At 49.7% G+C, this 20,053-nt stretch carries 17 protein-coding genes; 8 read left to right on the top strand and 9 right to left on the bottom strand.

Annotated features, from left to right (window positions below):
* Positions 1-411: 411 nt before the first annotated feature.
* The 7 genes from rsmG to rpmH form a co-directional block, all read right to left on the bottom strand.
* Positions 412-1,134 (bottom strand): 16S rRNA (guanine(527)-N(7))-methyltransferase RsmG, encoded by a 723-nt coding sequence (rsmG, locus tag FHS19_RS25520; RefSeq protein ID WP_183584626.1) that lies wholly within the window; start codon positions 1,132-1,134, stop codon positions 412-414.
* Between the two features lie 3 nt (positions 1,135-1,137).
* The gene (gene mnmG / locus FHS19_RS25515) at positions 1,138-3,024 is read right to left on the bottom strand and encodes a tRNA uridine-5-carboxymethylaminomethyl(34) synthesis enzyme MnmG (protein ID WP_183584625.1); all 1,887 of its coding nucleotides are present in this window, start codon (positions 3,022-3,024) and stop codon (positions 1,138-1,140) included.
* Between the two features lie 59 nt (positions 3,025-3,083).
* Entirely contained in the window at positions 3,084-4,460 is a 1,377-nt protein-coding gene (mnmE, locus tag FHS19_RS25510; RefSeq protein ID WP_183584624.1) for a tRNA uridine-5-carboxymethylaminomethyl(34) synthesis GTPase MnmE, read from the bottom strand.
* A 188-nt stretch (positions 4,461-4,648) separates the two neighbouring features.
* A complete protein-coding gene (gene jag / locus FHS19_RS25505; RefSeq protein WP_183584623.1) occupies positions 4,649-5,353 on the bottom strand; it encodes an RNA-binding cell elongation regulator Jag/EloR in 705 nt (234 codons plus the stop codon).
* Complete coding sequence (locus tag FHS19_RS25500) at positions 5,350-6,243, bottom strand: YidC/Oxa1 family membrane protein insertase (RefSeq protein ID WP_183584622.1); 894 nt, start codon at positions 6,241-6,243, stop codon at positions 5,350-5,352. Before FHS19_RS25500 ends, jag begins: the two co-directional genes overlap by 4 nt.
* A 73-nt stretch (positions 6,244-6,316) precedes the next feature.
* Entirely contained in the window at positions 6,317-6,667 is a 351-nt protein-coding gene (gene rnpA / locus FHS19_RS25495) for a ribonuclease P protein component (RefSeq protein ID WP_076172607.1), read from the bottom strand.
* Between the two features lie 380 nt (positions 6,668-7,047).
* Positions 7,048-7,182, bottom strand: a complete 135-nt coding sequence (gene rpmH / locus FHS19_RS25490; RefSeq protein WP_068778604.1) for a 50S ribosomal protein L34 — start codon at positions 7,180-7,182, stop codon at positions 7,048-7,050.
* An 851-nt stretch (positions 7,183-8,033) separates the two neighbouring features.
* Here rpmH and dnaA point away from each other — a divergent pair.
* From dnaA to gyrB, 6 genes are all read left to right on the top strand, one after another.
* Positions 8,034-9,380, top strand: coding sequence for a chromosomal replication initiator protein DnaA (dnaA, locus tag FHS19_RS25485; protein WP_183584621.1), 1,347 nt, complete (start codon positions 8,034-8,036; stop codon positions 9,378-9,380).
* 198 nt (positions 9,381-9,578) lie between these two features.
* Positions 9,579-10,721 carry a DNA polymerase III subunit beta gene (dnaN, locus tag FHS19_RS25480; RefSeq protein ID WP_183584620.1) on the top strand — a complete coding sequence of 381 codons (1,143 nt, stop codon included), beginning with the start codon at positions 9,579-9,581 and terminating at the stop codon, positions 10,719-10,721.
* A gap of 31 nt (positions 10,722-10,752) precedes the next feature.
* Positions 10,753-10,971 carry a S4 domain-containing protein YaaA gene (yaaA, locus tag FHS19_RS25475; protein ID WP_076172508.1) on the top strand — a complete coding sequence of 73 codons (219 nt, stop codon included), beginning with the start codon at positions 10,753-10,755 and terminating at the stop codon, positions 10,969-10,971.
* 55 nt (positions 10,972-11,026) lie between these two features.
* On the top strand, positions 11,027-12,139 hold the full coding sequence (gene recF / locus FHS19_RS25470; RefSeq protein WP_183584619.1) for a DNA replication/repair protein RecF: 1,113 nt from the start codon (positions 11,027-11,029) through the stop codon (positions 12,137-12,139).
* Positions 12,140-12,155: 16 nt separating this feature from the next.
* Positions 12,156-12,407 carry an extracellular matrix regulator RemB gene (gene remB / locus FHS19_RS25465; RefSeq protein WP_076172512.1) on the top strand — a complete coding sequence of 84 codons (252 nt, stop codon included), beginning with the start codon at positions 12,156-12,158 and terminating at the stop codon, positions 12,405-12,407.
* A gap of 64 nt (positions 12,408-12,471) precedes the next feature.
* Entirely contained in the window at positions 12,472-14,382 is a 1,911-nt protein-coding gene (gene gyrB / locus FHS19_RS25460; RefSeq protein WP_183584618.1) for a DNA topoisomerase (ATP-hydrolyzing) subunit B, read from the top strand.
* Between the two features lie 99 nt (positions 14,383-14,481).
* Here the strand turns inward: gyrB and FHS19_RS25455 are convergent, their stop codons facing one another.
* A complete protein-coding gene (locus tag FHS19_RS25455; RefSeq protein ID WP_183584617.1) occupies positions 14,482-15,312 on the bottom strand; it encodes a YheC/YheD family protein in 831 nt (276 codons plus the stop codon).
* Between the two features lie 579 nt (positions 15,313-15,891).
* Between FHS19_RS25455 and gyrA the strand changes: the two genes are divergently transcribed.
* Entirely contained in the window at positions 15,892-18,456 is a 2,565-nt protein-coding gene (gene gyrA / locus FHS19_RS25450) for a DNA gyrase subunit A (protein WP_183584616.1), read from the top strand.
* A gap of 163 nt (positions 18,457-18,619) precedes the next feature.
* A complete protein-coding gene (locus FHS19_RS25445; protein WP_183584615.1) occupies positions 18,620-19,723 on the top strand; it encodes an HD-GYP domain-containing protein in 1,104 nt (367 codons plus the stop codon).
* 27 nt (positions 19,724-19,750) lie between these two features.
* Here the strand turns inward: FHS19_RS25445 and FHS19_RS34645 are convergent.
* Positions 19,751-20,053, bottom strand: a 303-nt coding sequence (locus FHS19_RS34645) for a hypothetical protein (RefSeq protein WP_204797559.1), incomplete at its 5' end; no start/stop codon positions are given.

The raw sequence follows: 20,053 nt of genomic DNA, 5'->3' as shown, positions 1-20,053 counted from the left end.
TGACAGTCGGACCACTTACCAATGACCATCCCTCTCTATCATACCATTTGAAGCCGGTTCATAGAATACAGTTTATACTCTATTCTACCACTTTTCTTCATATAATCCTATTCTCCAAAGTTCCCGATTTTTCCTGCCATTTAACCATTATTTCACATTGGGAAAAGCATTTATCGATGTTACTTTAAAGAAGACAAAACGCTTCTAACGGAAGCTTTTCTTGCGATTTTCCAATGATTCAGCACCGTTATATTATAATTCTATAATCTAAAAAAAAGAGGACTGTTCCACGTGAAACAATCCTCTTCATTCCATACATATGACTTGGTTTCAGACGGTTCAGTGATAGGAAGTCAGTCGAGTGCACATTTTATAGGTTGATACAGCTTCCTAATACCAAGTTTATATTGATTACACCAAGGGAGATTTAACAGCCGTTCCGGCCTTTCTCGGATATTTACCAGGGGTTGGCGCAGTCTTGCGGATCTGGACAATATGGCGAGCCGATTCCTCCACAGGCAGCAAAAAGCGTTCCACTTCGATCACCTTGCCCCGAAGTTCTTTTAAACTCTTGGCGGCCTCTTGTACCTCTTCCGCCGGATCGCTTCCCTTCATCGACGCAAACAGACCATTCACTTTGACGAAGGGAAGGCAGAATTCATTCAGTACGGCCAGCCTGGCCACCGCACGGGCGGTAACGAGATCAAAATGATCTCGGTATCCCGTTTTCCTTCCCCAGTCCTCAGCTCGGCCATGGAGAAGCTCTATATCCTTAAGTCCGGTCTCCTGCACAATGTGCTGAAGGAAGGAAATGCGTTTGTTCAACGAGTCGATAATCGTCAGCTTCAAGTGTGGAAAGCAAATTTTCAGCGGGATCCCCGGGAATCCCGCTCCGGAGCCAATATCGGCTAGTGTCCCGATCTCCCCCATATTCACATAAAAAGCCAGAGAGATGGAATCATAGAAATGCTTCGTATACACCTGCTCCCGCTCGGTAATCCCGGTAAGGTTCATTTTCTCGTTCCACTCCACCAGTTCCTTGAAATAAATTTCAAATTGTTCCAGCTGGGATGGTTCGAGGGTAATGCCATGTTCTTTCAAACGCTGCACAAACTGCTCTTGTATTGGATCCATTCGTTAACCTCTTGCCGCTGTAACGCGATTATAATGTTCCAGATATACCAGCAGAATCGAGATATCCGCCGGCGTTACGCCGGAAATGCGTGAAGCTTGACCGATCGAAATCGGACGGATGCTGCTGAGCTTTTGACGAGCCTCAATGGCAATACCTTGAACATCGTTATAGTCGATCGATTCCGGAATCTTCTTCTTATCCATCTTTTGCAGACGCTCCACATGGATCAGCTGCTTTTCGATATACCCTGCATATTTGATTTGAATTTCCACTTGCTCCTTCATTTCTTCCGTCAGTTCATACGGCGAAGGTGAAATTTGTTCAATATGGCTGTGGGTCACTTCGGGACGGCGCAGAATGGTCAGCAGGTTGCTGCCATCCTGAATGGGAGCCGAGCCAATCGATTCTAGCAGTGCATTTACATGGGAAGGACCCACCTTCGTCGAACGAAGACGTTCGATTTCCAGCTCGACTTTTTCCTTCTTATCCAAAAATTTCGCGAACCGTTCTTCCGAAATCAGGCCGATTTCATGACCCACCGGTGTCAAACGCAGATCGGCATTGTCATGGCGAAGCAGCAGTCTGTATTCCGCACGGGAAGTCAACAGACGGTAAGGCTCGTTGGTACCTTTCGTCACGAGGTCGTCGATCAGAACACCGATATAGCCTTGCGAACGATCCAGAATGACCGGTTCCTTGCCCTGTACTTTGCGCGCGGCGTTAATGCCCGCCATGATGCCTTGACCTGCGGCTTCTTCGTAACCGGAGGTTCCGTTAATTTGACCGGCCGTGAAGAGGCCCGGCATTTTCTTCGTTTCCAGAGACGGCCACAGCTGCGTCGGCACCATAGCGTCATATTCGATCGCATAGCCGTTACGCATCATTTCAACCTTTTCCAGGCCAGGGATACTGCGCAGCATCGCCAGCTGAACGTCTTCAGGCATACTGGTGGACAGGCCTTGGACATAATATTCAGAGGTGTTCTTGCCTTCCGGCTCGAGGAAAATTTGATGCTTCGGCTTGTCGCTAAAGCGCACGATTTTATCCTCAATCGATGGGCAGTAACGTGGTCCTGTTCCTTCAATAATACCGGAGAACATCGGTGCCCGGTGCAGGTTTTCATTAATAATGCGGTGGGTTTCCACCGAAGTATACGTCAACCAGCAAGGAAGCTGCTCGTTATCGGAAGATTCCGTTTCATAGGAGAAAAACTTAGGTTTTTCATCCCCTGGTTGAATTTCCGTTTTGGAGAAGTCAATGGTGGACTTGTGCACGCGCGGAGGCGTACCGGTCTTAAAGCGAACGAGATCGAAGCCCAGCTCACGCAGGTTTTCCGCCAGCTTCACCGAAGGCTGTTGGTTGTTCGGTCCGCTTTCGTACGTCAGCTCACCCATAATGACTTTCCCGCGCAGATACGTGCCGGTAGTCAGCACTGTTGATTTGGCCCGGTACGCGGTGCCGGTTTTCGTCACCACGCCGACGCAGACGCCGTCTTCGACAATCAGTTGTTCCACCATACCTTGACGCATCGTCAGGTTCGGTTCCTTCTCCATCGTTTCCTTCATCGTTTGTTGATACAGGAACTTGTCGGCTTGCGCACGCAGTGCATGCACGGCTGGCCCCTTCCCTGTGTTCAGCATCCGCATTTGAATAAACGTTTTATCAATATTGCGTCCCATTTCGCCGCCAAGTGCATCGATTTCACGGACGACATGTCCTTTGGCCGGTCCCCCGATCGAAGGGTTGCACGGCATAAATGCGACCATGTCCAGATTGATGGTAATCATCAGTGTGTTGCAGCCCATCCGCGCTGCGGCCAAGGCAGCTTCACAGCCAGCATGACCTGCGCCGATGACGATGACATCATAGTTGCCTCCATCATAACTCATTGGACAAACCTCCTTCATTTTTCTGAAAATAAATGCATGAATCTATATGAACGAACGACTTATTTACCTAAACAGAACTGGGAGAAAATTTGATCCAGCAGCGTTTCGGCCGCCGTATCGCCTGTGATCTCACCAAGCTGTTCCCAAGCAAGACGGACATCGATCTGGATCATGTCGATCGGAATAAATTGATCCGCCGCTTCGTAGGCATCCTGAAGCGATTTGTAAGCCTTTTTAAGCAGTGCGATATGCCGGACGTTGCTGACATAAGTCAAATCGCCCGACTCCAGCTTCCCGCTGAAAAAGAGCGATGAAATCGCCTTTTCCAAAAGATCGATCCCCTCTTCGGTCATCACCGACATCGGGACGATCAATTCATCCGGATAGTACCTGGACAACAAATCCCTGTCCAATTGCGAAGGTAAGTCCATTTTATTCATAATGACGATGGATTGTCTACCACGGATTTGTTCCATTAATTCCAGTTCGTCCTCGTGCAGCGGTTCGCTGGCATTCAGCACAAGCAGAATGAGATCGGCTTCGGTGACCGCATGCTTCGAGCGCTCCACCCCGATTTTCTCCACGACGTCCATCGTTTCCCGGATTCCCGCCGTGTCCAGCAGCTTCAGCGGAATGTTGTTGATCGTGACGAACTCCTCGATGACATCCCGCGTCGTGCCCGGAATGTCGGTAACAATGGCACGGTTCGTATGCGCCAGCGCATTCAGCAGCGAAGACTTGCCCACGTTCGGACGTCCGACGATGGCCGTGGTGATGCCCTCGCGCAAAATTTTCCCTTCTTCGGCAGTCTTCAGCAGCTTTTGAATACCTTCCATGACTTCGCTGCTCTTCTGCTTAATGAACTCCGCCGTCAGCGATTCCACATCATGCTCCGGGTAATCGATATTCACTTCGATGTGAGCCATCGTTTCCACCAAGGTGTGGCGCAGCTCCCCGATTCTTTGGGACAAGGACCCCTGTACTTGCTTCAAGGCAATCGAGAAGGCCCGGTCCGACTTGGACCGAATCAGGTCGATCACTGCTTCCGCCTGGGAAAGGTCAATCCTACCGTTCAAAAAGGCCCGCTTGGTGAACTCGCCGGGTTCCGCCAGGCGGATCTCCAGCTGCAGCAGCAAATCCATCACCCGCTTGACTGAGATGACGCCGCCATGTGTGCTGATCTCCACCACATCTTCCGTGGTAAAAGATTTGGGCGCCCGCATCACGGTGACGAGCACTTCTTCTACCCGCTCCTGGGTGTCCGGGTCAATGATATGCCCATAATGAACCGTATGCGACTCCGCCTTCGTTAACGCCGTTTTGCTGTGAAAAATCCGTTCGACCTCAGAAATCGAGTCCGGTCCGCTCACGCGGATGACGGCGATTCCCGCTTCCCCTACAGCCGTCGATATCGCTGCGATTGTATCCGTAAACAAGTCTGTCACCTCTTTTTTTCTATATTAACGTTCATCGTTTCCGTTAGCTCTATTGTTGCCATATCCGGACGTATCAAGACCTGCAGCACTTGTCCCGGCACCTGCTTTGATCTAGTCAAAGATTCAAAAAAAACAATGACTTTATAAGCTAAAGGTAAGCTCAATAAAGTCATTGTACAGGTCTCTCTTTACTTTATCGTAATGACTACGCGCCGGTTGGGCTCTTCCCCTTTACTGTAGGTCTTCACCTGTGGATGGTCCTGCAGCCTGGAATGGATCACCTTCCGCTCCTGCGGGGACATCGGTTCAAGAACGACTTCTTTATGGGTCCGAATCACCCGTCCCGCCAACCTGTCTGCCAAATCCTCCAGCGTCTTCTTCCGGCGCTCCCGGAAGTTCTCTGCATCGAGCACAAGCCGCACGTAACTGCTCGATACCCGGTTCGCCACAATGTTAGCCAAATACTGCAAGGCATCGAGGGTTTGTCCCCTTCTGCCAATAATCAGTCCCAAGTCGGGACCGAAAATATGAAGTGTCGTAGCATCCCTCGCGTGCTGAATTTCAACGCTCACATCCAGCCCCATGCTCTTTCCGACGTCAATGATAAACTCGGCAGCCGTTTCGTAAGGGTCCTTCTCTTCTTCCTCTTCGGAAGCTTCAGGCTCATTCAAATCTAGTGGCAAAGGTTTCGCCGTCTCCACTGGTTCCGGTGCGGGCTCAGGCAGCAGTGTAAGTTCCACCTTTGCTTCCTTGACACCGATCAGTCCCAGGAATCCTTTTGACGGCTGCGATACGATTTGGACCGTGACCCGGTCGCGGCTTACCCCAAGCTGGGCAAGCCCTTGGTTTACAGCATCTTCAACGGTTTTTCCTGAAGCGACGACTTTGCTCATTTAGATTTTTTTGCCCCCTTCTTCCCTTTGTTATTTCCTTTACCGCCTTTGTTACTGCTGCCTTTGTTTCCAGACTTGGCATTTCCGCTTGCTCCAGCCGAAGAAACGGCGGCTACATTCGCTGTCGTATGGTTGTTACGATACAGGAAGTAGTTCTGGATAATGGTATACAGGTTACTGTAAACCCAGTACAACGGCAGTGCGGATGGGAACTGGTAAGACATGAAGAAAATCAAAACCGGATATACCAGCATCATAAACTGCATGGCACCCTGCTGCGGGCTCGGGTTCATCTTCATCATCATGCGGGACTGCAGGAATGTCGTTGCGGCAGCCAGCAGCGGCAGGATGAACGTATGGTCCGGCTTACCCAATTGGAGCCACAGGAACGAGTGGTCACGAAGATGCGAGTTGTACACGATGGAATTATAGAGTGCGATAAAAACCGGCATTTGGATAATCAGCGGCAGACATCCCGCCATCGGATTAACCTTGTTCTCTTGAAACAGCTTCATCGTTTCCTGCTGCTGTTTCTCCGGCTGATCCTTAAACTTTTCTTTTATCTTTGCAAGTTCAGGCTGAATCGCTTGCATCGCCTTAGAACTTCTAACCTGCTTAATGGACAACGGCAAAATAATCGTACGGACGATAATCACCATCACGAGGACGGCTAAGCCGTAAGCCCCGCCGAACCAACCGGCGAACGTATCTAATGCGAGTGAGAAATAATAAACGACGTTAGCCTGCCAAAAGCCGCCGTTCTTCATTTCTTCTGTAGTATGCGTCACAGTGTTGCCCGTTCCGCACCCAGCTAAAACAACCACTGCGAGCATCATCACAGCGATGAGGAGGATCCATTTCCTGCCTCGGCTAGTCTTAAGTAGCGACACTTCATAACCCCTCTCTTAACGCTTCCATTCACCGTAAATCATACCATAATTAATTGGACAAAGAAACCAGCATTCAGCGCCCCGGCGGCTTCAGCAGCGATGCTTTCCGAAGCACGTGCAGAACGCTTTTTTCAAGGTCTTTATAGGACATTTCGACCGCGCCCTTCCGTACGATAAAGACGAGATCAACGTGTTCAATGAGCTTGTCTTCATGGTGACGCATAATTTCCTTGACCAGTCTTCTCATCCGGTTGCGTACAACGGCATTACCGACCTTCTTGCTGACGGAAATTCCGACGCGGAACTTCTCTACCTCTTTTTTGCGGAACCAATATACGACGAATTGGTAATTGGCAAATGACTTCCCATGCCTATATACGCGGCTGAAGTCAGCCCGGTTTCGTAAACGTAAACTTTTATGCACGAATATCCCCTGCTTGCTGCCCGCCATGACCTTGTCCAGCGGCCTTTCCTTCAAAAATATCAGCATTCGAAATTTTGCTTCATATAATATATAGCGATATTCCACTTCCTAGTATGGTCATCAAATTTGCGATATAAACCACAATAAGAAATCGGAGCTCACCTTTAGAGGACGTCCCATCCTTTTTAATTTCATCGGAATTGGGTCGAATTTACGTCTTCTACCCGGCTAACAGGCCCGCTTCTCCCTCTTTTTCATGAAGGAACTTGCAGAAGTAGACGCAAAAACTTCCGCTAAAAGCGGTATGTCTTCATAGAATGACGTCGATAGACGTTTTTTTATGAAAAAAAGACCACCTCGGTGGTCTTCATGTACGAAATTTACGCGCTCAGTACTTTTCTGCCCTTCTGGCGACGAGCTGCCAGCACTTTGCGGCCGTTTTTCGTGCTCATTCTTTTCCGGAAACCATGCACCTTTTTGCGCTTGCTTACATTCGGTTTAAATGTCGGTCTCATGTATTGCACACCCCCTTACAGGATTTCATAACCTTTATGGTTAAATATTCATTTTCATTCAACACAGAAAATGCCTTTATACATTTAATCATGAACAGGCCCAAAAGTCAACTCAAACCTGTTCCCCCACTTTCCGGAATTTGACCCCCGCGATCGCTCTTCTCCCTCTTTTTGCTGCTTTCTCTTTCTCTCTTCTCGATTCCGTCTGACCTGGAACGCAGCTTCATCGCTTCATCACCTTCTTCGGCAGCGGCTTCCTTAAACGTTCCATCTCTCTCTTCACCTTCGGTTCATGTGGACACTTCTTCTGACATTCGCTCGTCATTTCGATAATATTTCATTGAAACCACGCCATCTCATTTTTAAATCCAGCCAACCCGAGTTTTCCACAGCCGCCGACCCAACAAACCCGAAAAATCCACAATCCCGATTTATCCACTTGTTCACATCGTTCGCAATAAAACTCTAAGATCCGGCATAACCTGTGCACAACTGATTTTTTATTTTGGGAGATGCTGTCGAAACTTAAACACGTTATAAACAATATATAGTGGTGTGAATAAAAATTATACACAACTTATTGAATTTGTGGATAATTTCAGCCATTTCATTGATAAACGGGCGTTCTTTTGCTATGATTATATTGTTTTTGGATGTGAATATGTGATTTCACCCCATATATTATCAACAAGCTGTGGATAAACTTGTGAACAATTTCAATTTGTCCACTTTTTTTATTTTCCCCCGTTTTTGAAACTGGGGATATATTCTGCACCATTCATCTTTTTTCGACATTTCCACTCATGGCTCGATCCCAGCCACATTTGGAAGATTTAAAGGAGTGACAGTCTGTGGACAGCCATACTTCCGAATTATGGCAGCAAATCCTATCTATTATTCATACCAAGCTCAGCAAGCCGAGTTTTGACACCTGGTTTAAAGCAACCAAAGCGATACAAATGAGCGAGCATACCATCGTAATTTCCGCTCCAACCACATTTGCTGTCGAATGGCTGGAAAGCCGCTACACAAAACTCGTTAGCTCCACGATCTATGAAGTGTTGGGGAAGCAAGTTGACGTGAAATTCGTCATTGAGGAGAACAAGCCTGCCGAACTCACCCCACAGCAGCCCGCACCCATGCCTCAGGCGACCCCTGACGAGGCTCTAACCCATATGCTCAACCCGAAATATACGTTTGACACATTCGTCATCGGTTCGGGCAACCGGTTTGCGCACGCGGCCTCTTTGGCTGTCGCGGAAGCGCCGGCGAAGGCGTACAACCCTTTGTTTTTGTATGGAGGGGTAGGGCTTGGCAAAACCCACTTGATGCATGCGATCGGACACTACATTCTGGAGCACAATCCTGCCAGTCGGGTCGTATATATCTCTTCCGAGAAATTTACGAATGAATTCATCAACTCGATCCGTGACAACCGGGCCGAGAGTTTCCGCAACAAGTATCGGAATGTCGATATTTTGCTGATTGACGATATTCAGTTTCTGGCGGGCAAGGAGTCGACGCAGGAGGAATTTTTCCATACGTTCAACGCCCTGCATGAGGAGCAGAAGCAGATTATCATCTCAAGCGACCGGCCGCCCAAGGAAATTCCGACGCTGGAGGATCGGCTGCGCTCACGCTTTGAATGGGGACTGATTACGGATATCCAGCCGCCGGACCTGGAGACGCGAATCGCGATTCTGCGGAAGAAGGCAAAAGCAGAGAATCTCGATATTCCGAACGAAGCGATGATGTATATCGCCAATCAGATCGACACGAACATCCGAGAGCTGGAAGGGGCGCTGATTCGCGTCGTCGCCTATTCCTCGCTGACCAATCAGGACGTGACCACGCATCTGGCTGCCGAAGCGCTGAAGGATATCATCCCGTCCAGCAGACCGAAGATGATCACCATTCAGGACATTCAGCAGAAGGTCGGGGAGTACTACAATCTGAAGCTTGAGGATTTCAAAGCGCGGAAACGGACGAAAGCCGTCGCTTTTCCAAGACAAATCGCCATGTATTTGTCCAGGGAACTGACGGATTTCTCGCTGCCCAAAATCGGCGAGGCCTTCGGCGGAAGAGACCATACGACCGTCATCCACGCCCACGAGAAAATATCTCAGTCTCTGAAAGAGGACCAGGATCTGTTCAAAGTCATCAATAACATCACGGAAAAAATCAAAAACCCAACCTGAACAAGTTCAAAGCCTATGCACAATCTATACACATGTGAATAGGCTTGATTTTATTGAGGTTTTTGAGCTTATCCACAAATTCAGTGCGCCTACTGCTATTACTATATATTTTAAATAATATAATATTCATAATAGGCTGCACGCAGCCGTCATACCCAGGTAGTCTTGCAATCCGAATTTCCTGCTAGGAGTGAAACTATGAAAATCAGCATCCTTAAAAACGTTCTTAACGAATCCATCCAGCACGTATCCAAGGCGATATCGAGCCGAACCACCATTCCGATCTTGTCCGGTATCAAGCTGGACGTGAATCATTCGGGAGTGACCCTTACAGCCAGCGACACCGATATTTCCATTCAGTCCTTTATTCCGGTAGAGGATAGCGAACGCACCATCGTCACGGTGGAACAACCGGGCAGCGTCGTGCTGCCGGCCAAATTTTTCGTAGAAATTATCAAGAAGCTGCCTTCCCAGGAAATTCAAATGGAGGTCAAAGACCAGTTCCAAACCTTTATCTCCTCGGGAGCCACCGAAATTCAGATGGTTGGACTGGATCCGGAAGAATTCCCGGTGCTGCCTGATATCGAGGGGAACCAAACGATTTCCCTGCCGGGAGCGCTGCTCAAAAACATGATCCGCCAAACCGGTTTTTCCATTTCCACGCATGAGACGACACCGATCCTGACGGGGGTTCTGTGGAACCTGGATCAAAACGAACTCAAGTTTACCGCTACCGACCGGCACCGCCTGGCCACCCGCTCCGCCCATTTGGAAGGAGCCGACGAAGTGAAATTTCACAACGTCGTCATTGCCGGCAAAACGCTGAGCGAGCTGAGCAAAATCATTCCCGACCAGAATACGCTGGTCGATATCGTCGTGGCGGACAACCAGGTGCTGTTCAAGATCGACCGCGTCCTGTTCTATTCCCGCATCCTGGACGGCATTTACCCGGATACTTCTAGGATTATTCCGACAAACTACAAAACAGAACTGGTTTTGGACACAAAAAAATTAAGCGAGTCGATCGACCGCGCTTATTTGCTCTCCAGAGAGGAGAAAACGAATATCGTGCGCCTGCAGACGATGGAACATGGCGGAATCGAAATTTCTTCCAGCTCGTCGGAACTCGGTAAAGTGCGCGAAGAGCTGGACGTGATTGATTTTAAAGGGGAACCTCTGAAAATCTCGTTTAACTCGAAATATATGCTGGACGTGCTGAAAGTGGTGGAAAGCGAGCAGCTCAAAATTGCTTTTACCGGCATTATGAGCCCGATCATTCTGAAACCGGCGGATGACAGCCAAAGTCTGTACGTTATCCTTCCGTACCGGACCACCAACTAAGCAAAACTTGTCCACAGCGAAAGGATTTCTGATGAACAAAATAGTTATCCACAGTGAATATATTAAGCTTGATCAATTTCTGAAGCTCGCCAACTGCGTATCCACAGGGGGGATGGCCAAAGCCCTGCTGGCGGAGAACATGGTGACCGTAAACGGGGAGCCGGAAGACCGCCGGGGGCGGAAGCTGTATCCGGGCGATCAAGTCAAAGTGACGGACTGCGGCGAATTTGTGGTAGCACAAGAGGCATAAAGTGCCCCCAGGCCGCTGCTTCGGCGGCGGCCGGCGAAGATGGGGAGGATAAGGCGTGTTTGTTAAAAATATCAGTCTGCAGCATTATCGTAACTACGAGAAGCTGCAGCTGGATTCTTTTGGAGACGTAAATCTGCTGATCGGACAAAATGCCCAAGGCAAAACCAATTTGCTGGAGGCTATTTTTGTGTTGGCATTAACCAAAAGTCACCGGACCTCCAAAGATCGGGAGCTGATTTCGTTTGAGGGAGGAAGCGCGCATCTGTCCGCGGTTGTGGATAAGAAGTACGGTCCGATTACCCTCGATTTGACGATGTCCCCACAAGGGAAGAAGGCGAAGATTAACGGACTCGAGCAGCGGAAGCTGAGCGATTTTATCGGTGCGCTGAACGTCGTGATGTTTGCCCCGGAAGATTTGGAAATTGTGAAAGGCACCCCGGGCATCCGCCGGCGGTTCCTCGATATGGAGATCGGCCAGGTACAGCCGGGATATCTCTATCATTTGCAGCAGTACCAGAAGGTTCTTAACCAGCGGAACAACCTCTTGAAACAGATGTGGGGGAAAGACAGCGTGAAGCCCGGGATGCTGGAAATCTGGGATCAACAGCTTGTGGAGCACGGTGTTAAAATCATCAAAAAGAGGAAACAATTCATAATAAAGCTGCAGAAGTGGGCGGAAACGATCCACCAAGGCATCACAAGCGGCGGGGAATCGCTGAGGCTTGTCTATCAGCCGTCGTTTGGCGACGCCGAGGAGGAAGATGAAGCTTATCTTTTTGAACAATTTATGTTAAAGTTATCACAAGTGAAGGATCAAGAAGTGCGCCGCGGGATGACCCTTGCCGGGCCTCACCGCGACGACATGGCCTTTTTCATTAACGGTAAGGAAGTCCATACGTACGGTTCCCAGGGACAGCAGAGAACGACTGCGCTGTCTCTTAAACTGGCTGAAATCGAACTGATCCAGGAGGAGATCGGAGAATATCCGGTGCTCTTGCTGGATGATGTGCTGTCTGAGCTTGATCCTTACCGGCAAACGCAATTGATCGAGACTTTTCAGAGCAAGGTTCAGACCTTTATCACGGCAACGGGAATCGAAAGTTTGAATGCCGATAAACTGAAGAACGCGAACATCTATCATGTTCATGCGGGACAGGTCAACTCTTAAGGAATGGGGAATGGTTATGTATATCCATCTGGGCGGTGAAAAAATCATCCGTTCTGCGGAGCTGGTTGCGATCTTTGACATTTCGATCGAGAAATCCTCCAAAATATCCAAGCAGTTTGTAAGCCATGCCCGGCAGGAAAAGAACGTGGAGTACATTGGCGAAGAGGAAGCCAAATCCATCGTCGTGACGAAGAGCACCGTCTATTACTCTCCGATTTCCTCATCCACGCTTAAGAAGCGGGCGAATGTCTTCTTCGCCAACGCTTAGGACACTGTGAACGCAGGTACACTCCAATCAGCAAACGTAGAATATATAGAAGTAGGTGACAGGCATGTCTATGAATCAACCGCAATACGATGAGAGTCAGATTCAGGTTCTGGAGGGTCTGGAAGCCGTCCGGAAACGGCCGGGCATGTATATCGGATCAACCAGCGTAAAGGGACTTCATCACCTGGTGTGGGAAGTGGTGGACAACAGTATCGACGAGGCGATGGCTGGTGTATGCGACCATATCGAAGTCATTGTCCACAAGGATAACAGCATCACGGTTGTCGACAACGGACGCGGTATTCCGGTTGGTGAGAATGAGAAGCTGAAAAAATCGACGCTTGAGGTCGTCATGACTGTGCTTCATGCCGGTGGTAAGTTCGGCGGCGGGGGATATAAGGTGTCCGGCGGCCTGCACGGCGTTGGCGTATCCGTCGTTAACGCGTTGTCCAGCAAGGTCGTTGTCCAGGTTAGGTTGAACGGGCATATTTATCAGCAGGAATACCGGCGCGGCGTGCCCCAGTATGACGTCAAAGTCATCGGGGATACCGACGAGCACGGTACGACCGTTACCTTCCTGCCGGATCCGGAAATTTTCACGGAGACAACGGAGTATGACTATAATACTCTCCTGACGCGGATTCGTGAGCTGGCCTTCTTGAACAAAGGCATTGCTTTGACGCTGACCGATGAGCGTACGGGGGCTTCCAACTACTTCAAGTACGAGGGCGGTATTATCGAATACGTCAAGTTCCTGAATGAGAAAAAGGAAGTTCTTCATGAACAGCCGATCTATGTAGAGGGCTCCCGGGACAACATTCAGGCGGAGATCGCACTGCAGTACAATGAGAGCTACACCGAGAACATTTATTCTTTTGCGAACAATATCAATACGCATGAGGGCGGAACCCACGAATCCGGCTTCAAGAGCGCCTTGACCCGGATTATTAACGAATATTGCCGCAAGAGCGGCCTCGTCAAAGACGGCTCTAATCTGTCGGGCGACGATGTGCGCGAGGGCCTGACAGCCATTATTTCGGTCAAAATTCCGGAGCCGCAGTTCGAAGGCCAGACAAAAACCAAACTCGGCAACAGTGAAGTCCGCGGCATCGTGGAATCGCTCTTCTCTGAGAAGCTGTCCGAGTTCCTGGAAGAGAATCCTGCCGTATCCCGGCGGATCTTGGAAAAGGCACTGCAGGCATCCCGTGCGCGCGAAGCCGCGCGTAAAGCCCGTGAATTGACGCGCCGCAAGAGCGCACTTGAAGTCAGCGCTCTTCCCGGTAAGCTGGCGGATTGCTCCTCGAAGGATGCGTCCATTTGCGAGCTGTACATCGTCGAAGGGGACTCTGCCGGCGGATCCGCCAAGCAGGGACGCGACCGGCATTTCCAGGCGATTTTGCCGATCCGCGGTAAAATCCTGAACGTCGAGAAGGCGCGTCTGGACCGGATTTTGTCCAATTTGGAGATCCGGGCGATTGTAACGGCGATGGGTACAGGCATCGGCGATGAAGATTTCGACCTGAGCAAAGCCCGGTACCACAAGCTCATTATCATGACTGACGCCGACGTCGACGGCGCGCATATCCGTACGCTGCTGCTGACCTTCTTCTATCGGTACATGAGACAGCTGCTGGAAGCGGGATACGTATACATCGCGCAGCCGCCGCTCTTCAAAATTGAGCGCAACAAGACGGTCCGTTATGCCGGTTCCGAGAAGGAGCGTGATGAAATCATCGCCGAGTTCGGAGAGGGATCCAAAATTAATATCCAGCGGTATAAAGGTCTGGGGGAGATGAATCCAGAACAGCTGTGGGAGACGACTATGGATCCGGAGAGCCGCACCATGCTGCAGGTCACGATTGAAGATGCCATGCAGGCAGACCTTATTTTCGACACCCTTATGGGTGACAGCGTTGAACCGCGGCGTGATTTTATTCACGAACACGCAAAAACGGTTAAAAATCTGGACATTTAAGTTTGAACTCCACCTAAACTTGTTGGTGAGTCCAGCCCTGAATGATATAGACGGACAAAACAAGAGAAGTTTCCGGAACCGGAGCTTCTCTTGTTTTTGTTAATAGCTGCCTCTCCTTTTACTTCTGCCGGGGAGCCTCCCATAGTTGATCGCATACCGTTCGATGCGGCGGTAGATGCTTTTATCCTTGAAAAACTTTTTAAACGGAAAGATGGCCGGGAGCGTGTTCACTTCAAGAATCCAGGGGTTGAGCTGTTCGTCGATGGCTACGTCGAGGCCGATCTCCTTGATACCGGGGAATTTGGTCTGCAGCTGCTGTGCGGTGGCTACACCCAGCTCATACAGCTTTCGTTCCAATAGCGGGGCTTCTTCAGGGCTTACGTTCCCTTCGAGCAGTTCATTCAGCAGGCGTACGGAACCTCCACCGTGGTAGTTCGTGATGATCATGTTTTTAGCGGCTACCCGACCGATGATGCCTGTCGTCTCCCAATGGCGGTACGGTGTTTTTTGGGTCAGAATTCTCAGATCAAACTGGCGCTCCTCGTACTTCAAAGTCACGATCCCTTGCTGAATAATATAAAACTTTCCTCTTGTGTGCCTGAGTATGGCCAGATGCAGCGCGTCGAGGTTCGCGTACGTCTCGGAGCGTGTGCCGTAGCGCAAGGTATATTCCACTACAGTGCGGGGAGAGCTTTCGACGGGCTGCTCGCCAGCTGGAGCAGCCGGTTCCCCGTGCCGCTGAACGTTCATGACCCCGTTGCCGTACGTGCCGCGGTCCGGCTTAATGTATACAAGAGTTGTGTTTTCAAGCATATTACCCAGCGTAGCGCGTGTATATTTTTGCGTTAAAGGAATGTAAGGAGATACCTGTTGATTCTGTAAAAGGACCTGGGTTTTCGCCCATTTGCTTGCAACACGTTGAATCGCCAAGAAATATCATCCTTTCTACGTGATTGGCCTTGTTATGTGCTTGTCGGCCGGAGCTTCTTCTCCGCGGTTCAAAGGCGTAAAACATAGGACAAGCAAGCAAAACAATGGTATAATATACAGATGTGGTGTTTTGTTTGCTCAAAACAGCACTAGGCGTCCTTATTGCCCTACCAGTATATGTGGAAAAGGCACAGAAGGCCGGGCGAATCCCTAGAGAAACGGAACTTGGGCGGCTGCGGAGCCGGCGGCGCTCAAACGTTTAATTGTGCTCTTTTTGTGAAAGTAATATAATAAAGATTGGTGGTTTTGCGGATTGACGTCCGTTGATTTCACCTTTTCAAGCCCTGCGGTCATACGCTTTTCTGTTCGCTTGGGCAAGACGGAATTGAACTTTAACAGGCTTGCTTGAGCCTGAAAGTTATGGGAACTTTTGCGGAAGTACGGGCGTTAAGCCCAGCCTGCAAAGCATGTACGTCGATAGACGTTTTTCCTCATATATTGATTTTTTTCTTGCTGTACTGAATGAATCGTCTGTAAAGACAATGTTATTGGTTTGATAGAAATTGGAGGAGGTCCACCATGGCGGAAGAAAGAGGCTCGCAAATCAAAGATCGGGACATACGCGACGAAATGCGCGAATCCTTTATGGATTATGCGATGAGCGTTATTGTTTCCCGGGCTTTGCCGGATGTGCGGGACGGGATGAAGCCGGTCCACCGGCGTATCCTGTACGCGATGTCGGAGCTCGGTATGTACCCGGATAAACCATTTAAGAAATCGGCGAGAATCGTGGGTGAGGTCATCGGTAAGTATCACCCGCATGGTGACTCGGCTGTATACGAGACCATGGTTCGTATGGCACAGGATTTTTCGATGCGTTATATGCTTGTGGAAGGCCATGGAAACTTTGGTTCCGTTGACGGTGACTTTGCAGCCGCCATGCGTTACACCGAGGCGCGTCTCTCCAAGATTGCCATCGAGATGCTGCGCGACATCAACAAAGAGACGATCGATTTTACCGAAAACTATGACGGTGAGGAACTGGAGCCGGTTGTGCTTCCGGCACGTTACCCGAACCTGTTGGTCAACGGGGTATCGGGAATCGCGGTCGGCATGGCCACCAATATTCCACCGCATAACTTGGGTGAAGTCATTGATGGCGTACAGGCGCTCATCAAGAACCCCGACATTACGTCGCTGGAATTGATGGAATATATCAAAGGTCCTGACTTCCCTACCCGGGGCTACATTTTAGGCCGGCAGGGAATCCGCCAGGCATATGAGACCGGCCGTGGATCCGTCACAATGCGGGCCAAAGCCGAGATCGAAGAAGTCAACAATAAAGCGCGTATCATTGTGACCGAGCTGCCTTACCAGGTCAATAAAGCGCGTTTGGTTGAGAAAATCGCCGAGCTCGTGCGCGAGAAGAGAATCGAGGGCATTACCGATCTGCGGGACGAATCCGACCGGACCGGTATGCGAATCGTCATCGAGCTGCGCCGTGACGTCAATCCGAGCGTTATGCTGAATAATTTGTACAAACACACGGCGCTTCAGTCCACGTTCGGCATTAACATGCTCGCAATCGTGAACAAGGAGCCGAAGGTTCTGACGCTGCGCGATGCGCTGTATTATTATTTGCAGCATCAGATTGAAGTTATCCGCCGCCGGACCGAATATGATCTGAAAAAAGCGGAAGCCCGCGCTCATATTCTGGAAGGCTTGCGAATCGCACTCGACCATCTGGATGAGGTTATCTCGATTATCCGTTCTTCGCAGACGACGGAAATTGCCCGCGACCGTTTGATGGAGCGTTTCAGCCTAAGCCTTGAGCAGACCCAGGCCATTCTGGAAATGAGACTCCAGCGCCTGACCGGCTTGGAACGCGAGAAGATTGAGGCCGAATACCAGGAGCTCATGGTGAAGATTGCCGAGTACCGCGAAATTCTCGCGAATGAGCAGCTTGTTCTCGACATCATTACGAATGAGCTTCAAGAAATCAAAGAGCGCTTCGGCGACGAGCGCCGCACCGAAATTACCGTTGGTGAGGAGAGCATTTTGGATGAAGATCTGATTCCGCGTGAAGAAGTGGTTATCACCATCACGCATACCGGATACATCAAACGCTTGCCTGCCAGTACCTATCGCAGCCAGAAACGCGGCGGACGCGGGGTAACGGGGCTTGATATGAAGGATGAGGACTTTGTCGAACATCTCTTCGTCACCAACTCGCATAATTATCTGATGTTCTTCACGGATCGGGGTAAGGTGTACCGCCTGAAGGCGTACGAAATTCCTGAACTCGGCCGTACCGCACGGGGAACGGCGATTATTAACCTCATCCAGATCGAACAGGGAGAGACAATCAATGCCGTGATTCCGGTCTCCGAGTTCGAGGATGACAAATACCTGTTCTTCGTTACCCGCACCGGGGTTGTGAAGAAGACGCCTCTCGAGGATTACGTTAATATTCGCAAAGGCGGCTTGATCGCGATCAACCTGCGTGAGGACGACTGCTTGATTGAAGTCAAGCTGACGGATGGTAAGCAGGAAATGATTATGGGTACCGCCCATGGCATGTCCATCCGCTTCTCCGAGCATGATGTGCGGTCGATGGGGCGCGGAGCGACAGGGGTTAAGGGGATTACCCTGGACGAAGGCGACTCGGTGATCGGCATGGACGTCATCGATAAAGAGCTGGATGTCCTGATCGTAACGTCCAAGGGATACGGCAAGCGTACCCCTGCCAGCGATTACCGTTCCCAAACGCGTGGCGGTAAGGGGATTAAGACCATTAACGTCACGGACAAGAACGGACCTGTGGTTGGGCTGAAGGTCGTGAAGTCTGAAGAAGACCTGATGATCATTACGACCAGCGGCACATTGATCCGGACCAGTATGGAGGGAATCTCCACGATGGGCCGCTACACGCAGGGCGTGAAGCTGATTAACATCCGTGAGGATGATGCCGTAGCGACCGTATGCCGAGCGGATAAGAGCGACGATCCGGAAGATGAAGATGAAGTCTTGATCGAAGGTCAAGAGGTCGGCAACGGGTCGGAAGAAGGCGCGGAGCCTGACGACACGGGGGCGCCTGCACCTGAGATGACGGATACTTCGGATGAAGCACCGGACGAAGAATAATTCCGGCAATACGGCAAACGTTAAGAGCATGAGTCTGATTCCATCAGATTCATGCTTTTTTTCTTGGCTTCATATGGCAAGCAGGCAATTGTACAGCAATCTTATCCGTAATATAATTGGTGTATATTACCACCATAAGAGTCGGAAATGAGTGAATTGATTAATGGCCAGCGTATCGATTACGGAAATCAAACCCGGTTTGAAATTATCCAAGGATGTTCACACGCCATTGGGCGGATTGCTGCTTCGGAAGGGAACGGTACTGCTGCCGAGAGACCTGGAAATCCTGCGTGCATTTATGGTGCATTCTGTTGACATTGACAACGGAGAGCAGGAGACGAAGAATCCAGCCGACAGCAGAGCGGCGATACCGCAGCGAAGCGCCCCTTCAGTTCAGGCTGGTAAGGACCCAGGGACAATCGTCCAACGTTCCAGTTTTCAAGAAGAGTACGAAAGAATGATTCAGCTAGTTAAAAGCACATACCCTTCCGTAATTGCGGCTGAGGTGCCGATTTTTGAGCTCAGAGGCCAGCTGGAGGCCCTTATTTCACAGATTAAGGACTATAATTTATTAACCTTTTCCCCAAGAAGCATGAGGGAGTATGACTATATTTATCACCACGCCGTCCTCTGCGCTTTGTCATCCTATCAGCTGGCCAGATGGATCGGGTTACAGCAGAAGGACTGGATGCAGGCTGCTTTTGCAGGCTTATTTCATGATATCGGTAACATCAAAATCGACCCGGCGGTCTTGTACAAACCACAGCCCCTTACCGCAGAAGAAGTTGAGGAGATGAGGAGGCATACCACCTACGGCTATCAGCTGCTGAAAAATGTAACGGCCATAAATGAGGGCGTACGATTGGCGGCACTGCAGCATCATGAAAAAGTAGACGGCTCAGGGTATCCTCTCCGGCTGAATGGAGGTAAGATTCACATCTATGCCAAAATTGTCGGGATCGTTGATATATTCCACGCCATGACGCTAAATCGGATATACCAGAAGGCCCAATCTCCGTACTTGGTACTAGAGCAAATACATTCAGAGGCTTTTGGCAAGCTGGATCCGAGCATTGTCCAAACATTGATCAGCAAGTTGACGGAATTTCATAACGGTACCGTTGTCCGATTAAGCAATGATCAGATTGGAGAAATTGTCTTCACGGACCGCAATCATCCGACACGCCCCATGGTCTCTGTTAATGGGCAGATTATCAATCTGATTCATCAAAGGCAGTTATTTATCAATGAAATTATTTCTACGTAAATAGTTGACTTCATATTAAAAGCTGTGTTATATTATTTCTTGCCTCTTAAAGCGGGAATGTTGATAACACAGCTTTTTAAAAGAAATATAAAAAAAGCTTGCAAACTTGCTAAGAGCATGATATACTATAAAAGTTGCTGAGGCGATGAGATCTCGGTAACACAACGAAGTTTGATCTTTGAAAACTGAACAACGAGTGAGTATAAACGCGATGGTCTTATGACCGGAGCGAATGGAGATTAAATCAATCTCGTCAGATTCAAAATGAGCTACAAACTTTCTTGGAGAGTTTGATCCTGGCTCAGGACGAACGCTGGCGGCGTGCCTAAT

The sequence above is a fragment of the Paenibacillus rhizosphaerae genome, assembly GCF_014192015.1.
Classification (GTDB): domain Bacteria; phylum Bacillota; class Bacilli; order Paenibacillales; family Paenibacillaceae; genus Paenibacillus_AQ; species Paenibacillus_AQ rhizosphaerae.
This window is presented reverse-complemented; position numbering and strand designations above follow the sequence as displayed.

Coding starts and splice junctions, on each gene's coding strand:
- rpmH (WP_068778604.1), bottom strand. CDS start 7,182: ATGAGACCGACATTTAAACCGAATGTAAGCAAGCGCAAAAAGGTGCAT.
- gyrA (WP_183584616.1), top strand. CDS start 15,892: ATGGCGGAAGAAAGAGGCTCGCAAATCAAAGATCGGGACATACGCGAC.
- remB (WP_076172512.1), top strand. CDS start 12,156: ATGTATATCCATCTGGGCGGTGAAAAAATCATCCGTTCTGCGGAGCTG.
- mnmG (WP_183584625.1), bottom strand. CDS start 3,024: ATGAGTTATGATGGAGGCAACTATGATGTCATCGTCATCGGCGCAGGT.
- dnaN (WP_183584620.1), top strand. CDS start 9,579: ATGAAAATCAGCATCCTTAAAAACGTTCTTAACGAATCCATCCAGCAC.
- rsmG (WP_183584626.1), bottom strand. CDS start 1,134: ATGGATCCAATACAAGAGCAGTTTGTGCAGCGTTTGAAAGAACATGGC.
- FHS19_RS25445 (WP_183584615.1), top strand. CDS start 18,620: ATGGCCAGCGTATCGATTACGGAAATCAAACCCGGTTTGAAATTATCC.
- yaaA (WP_076172508.1), top strand. CDS start 10,753: ATGAACAAAATAGTTATCCACAGTGAATATATTAAGCTTGATCAATTT.
- jag (WP_183584623.1), bottom strand. CDS start 5,353: ATGAGCAAAGTCGTCGCTTCAGGAAAAACCGTTGAAGATGCTGTAAAC.
- gyrB (WP_183584618.1), top strand. CDS start 12,472: ATGTCTATGAATCAACCGCAATACGATGAGAGTCAGATTCAGGTTCTG.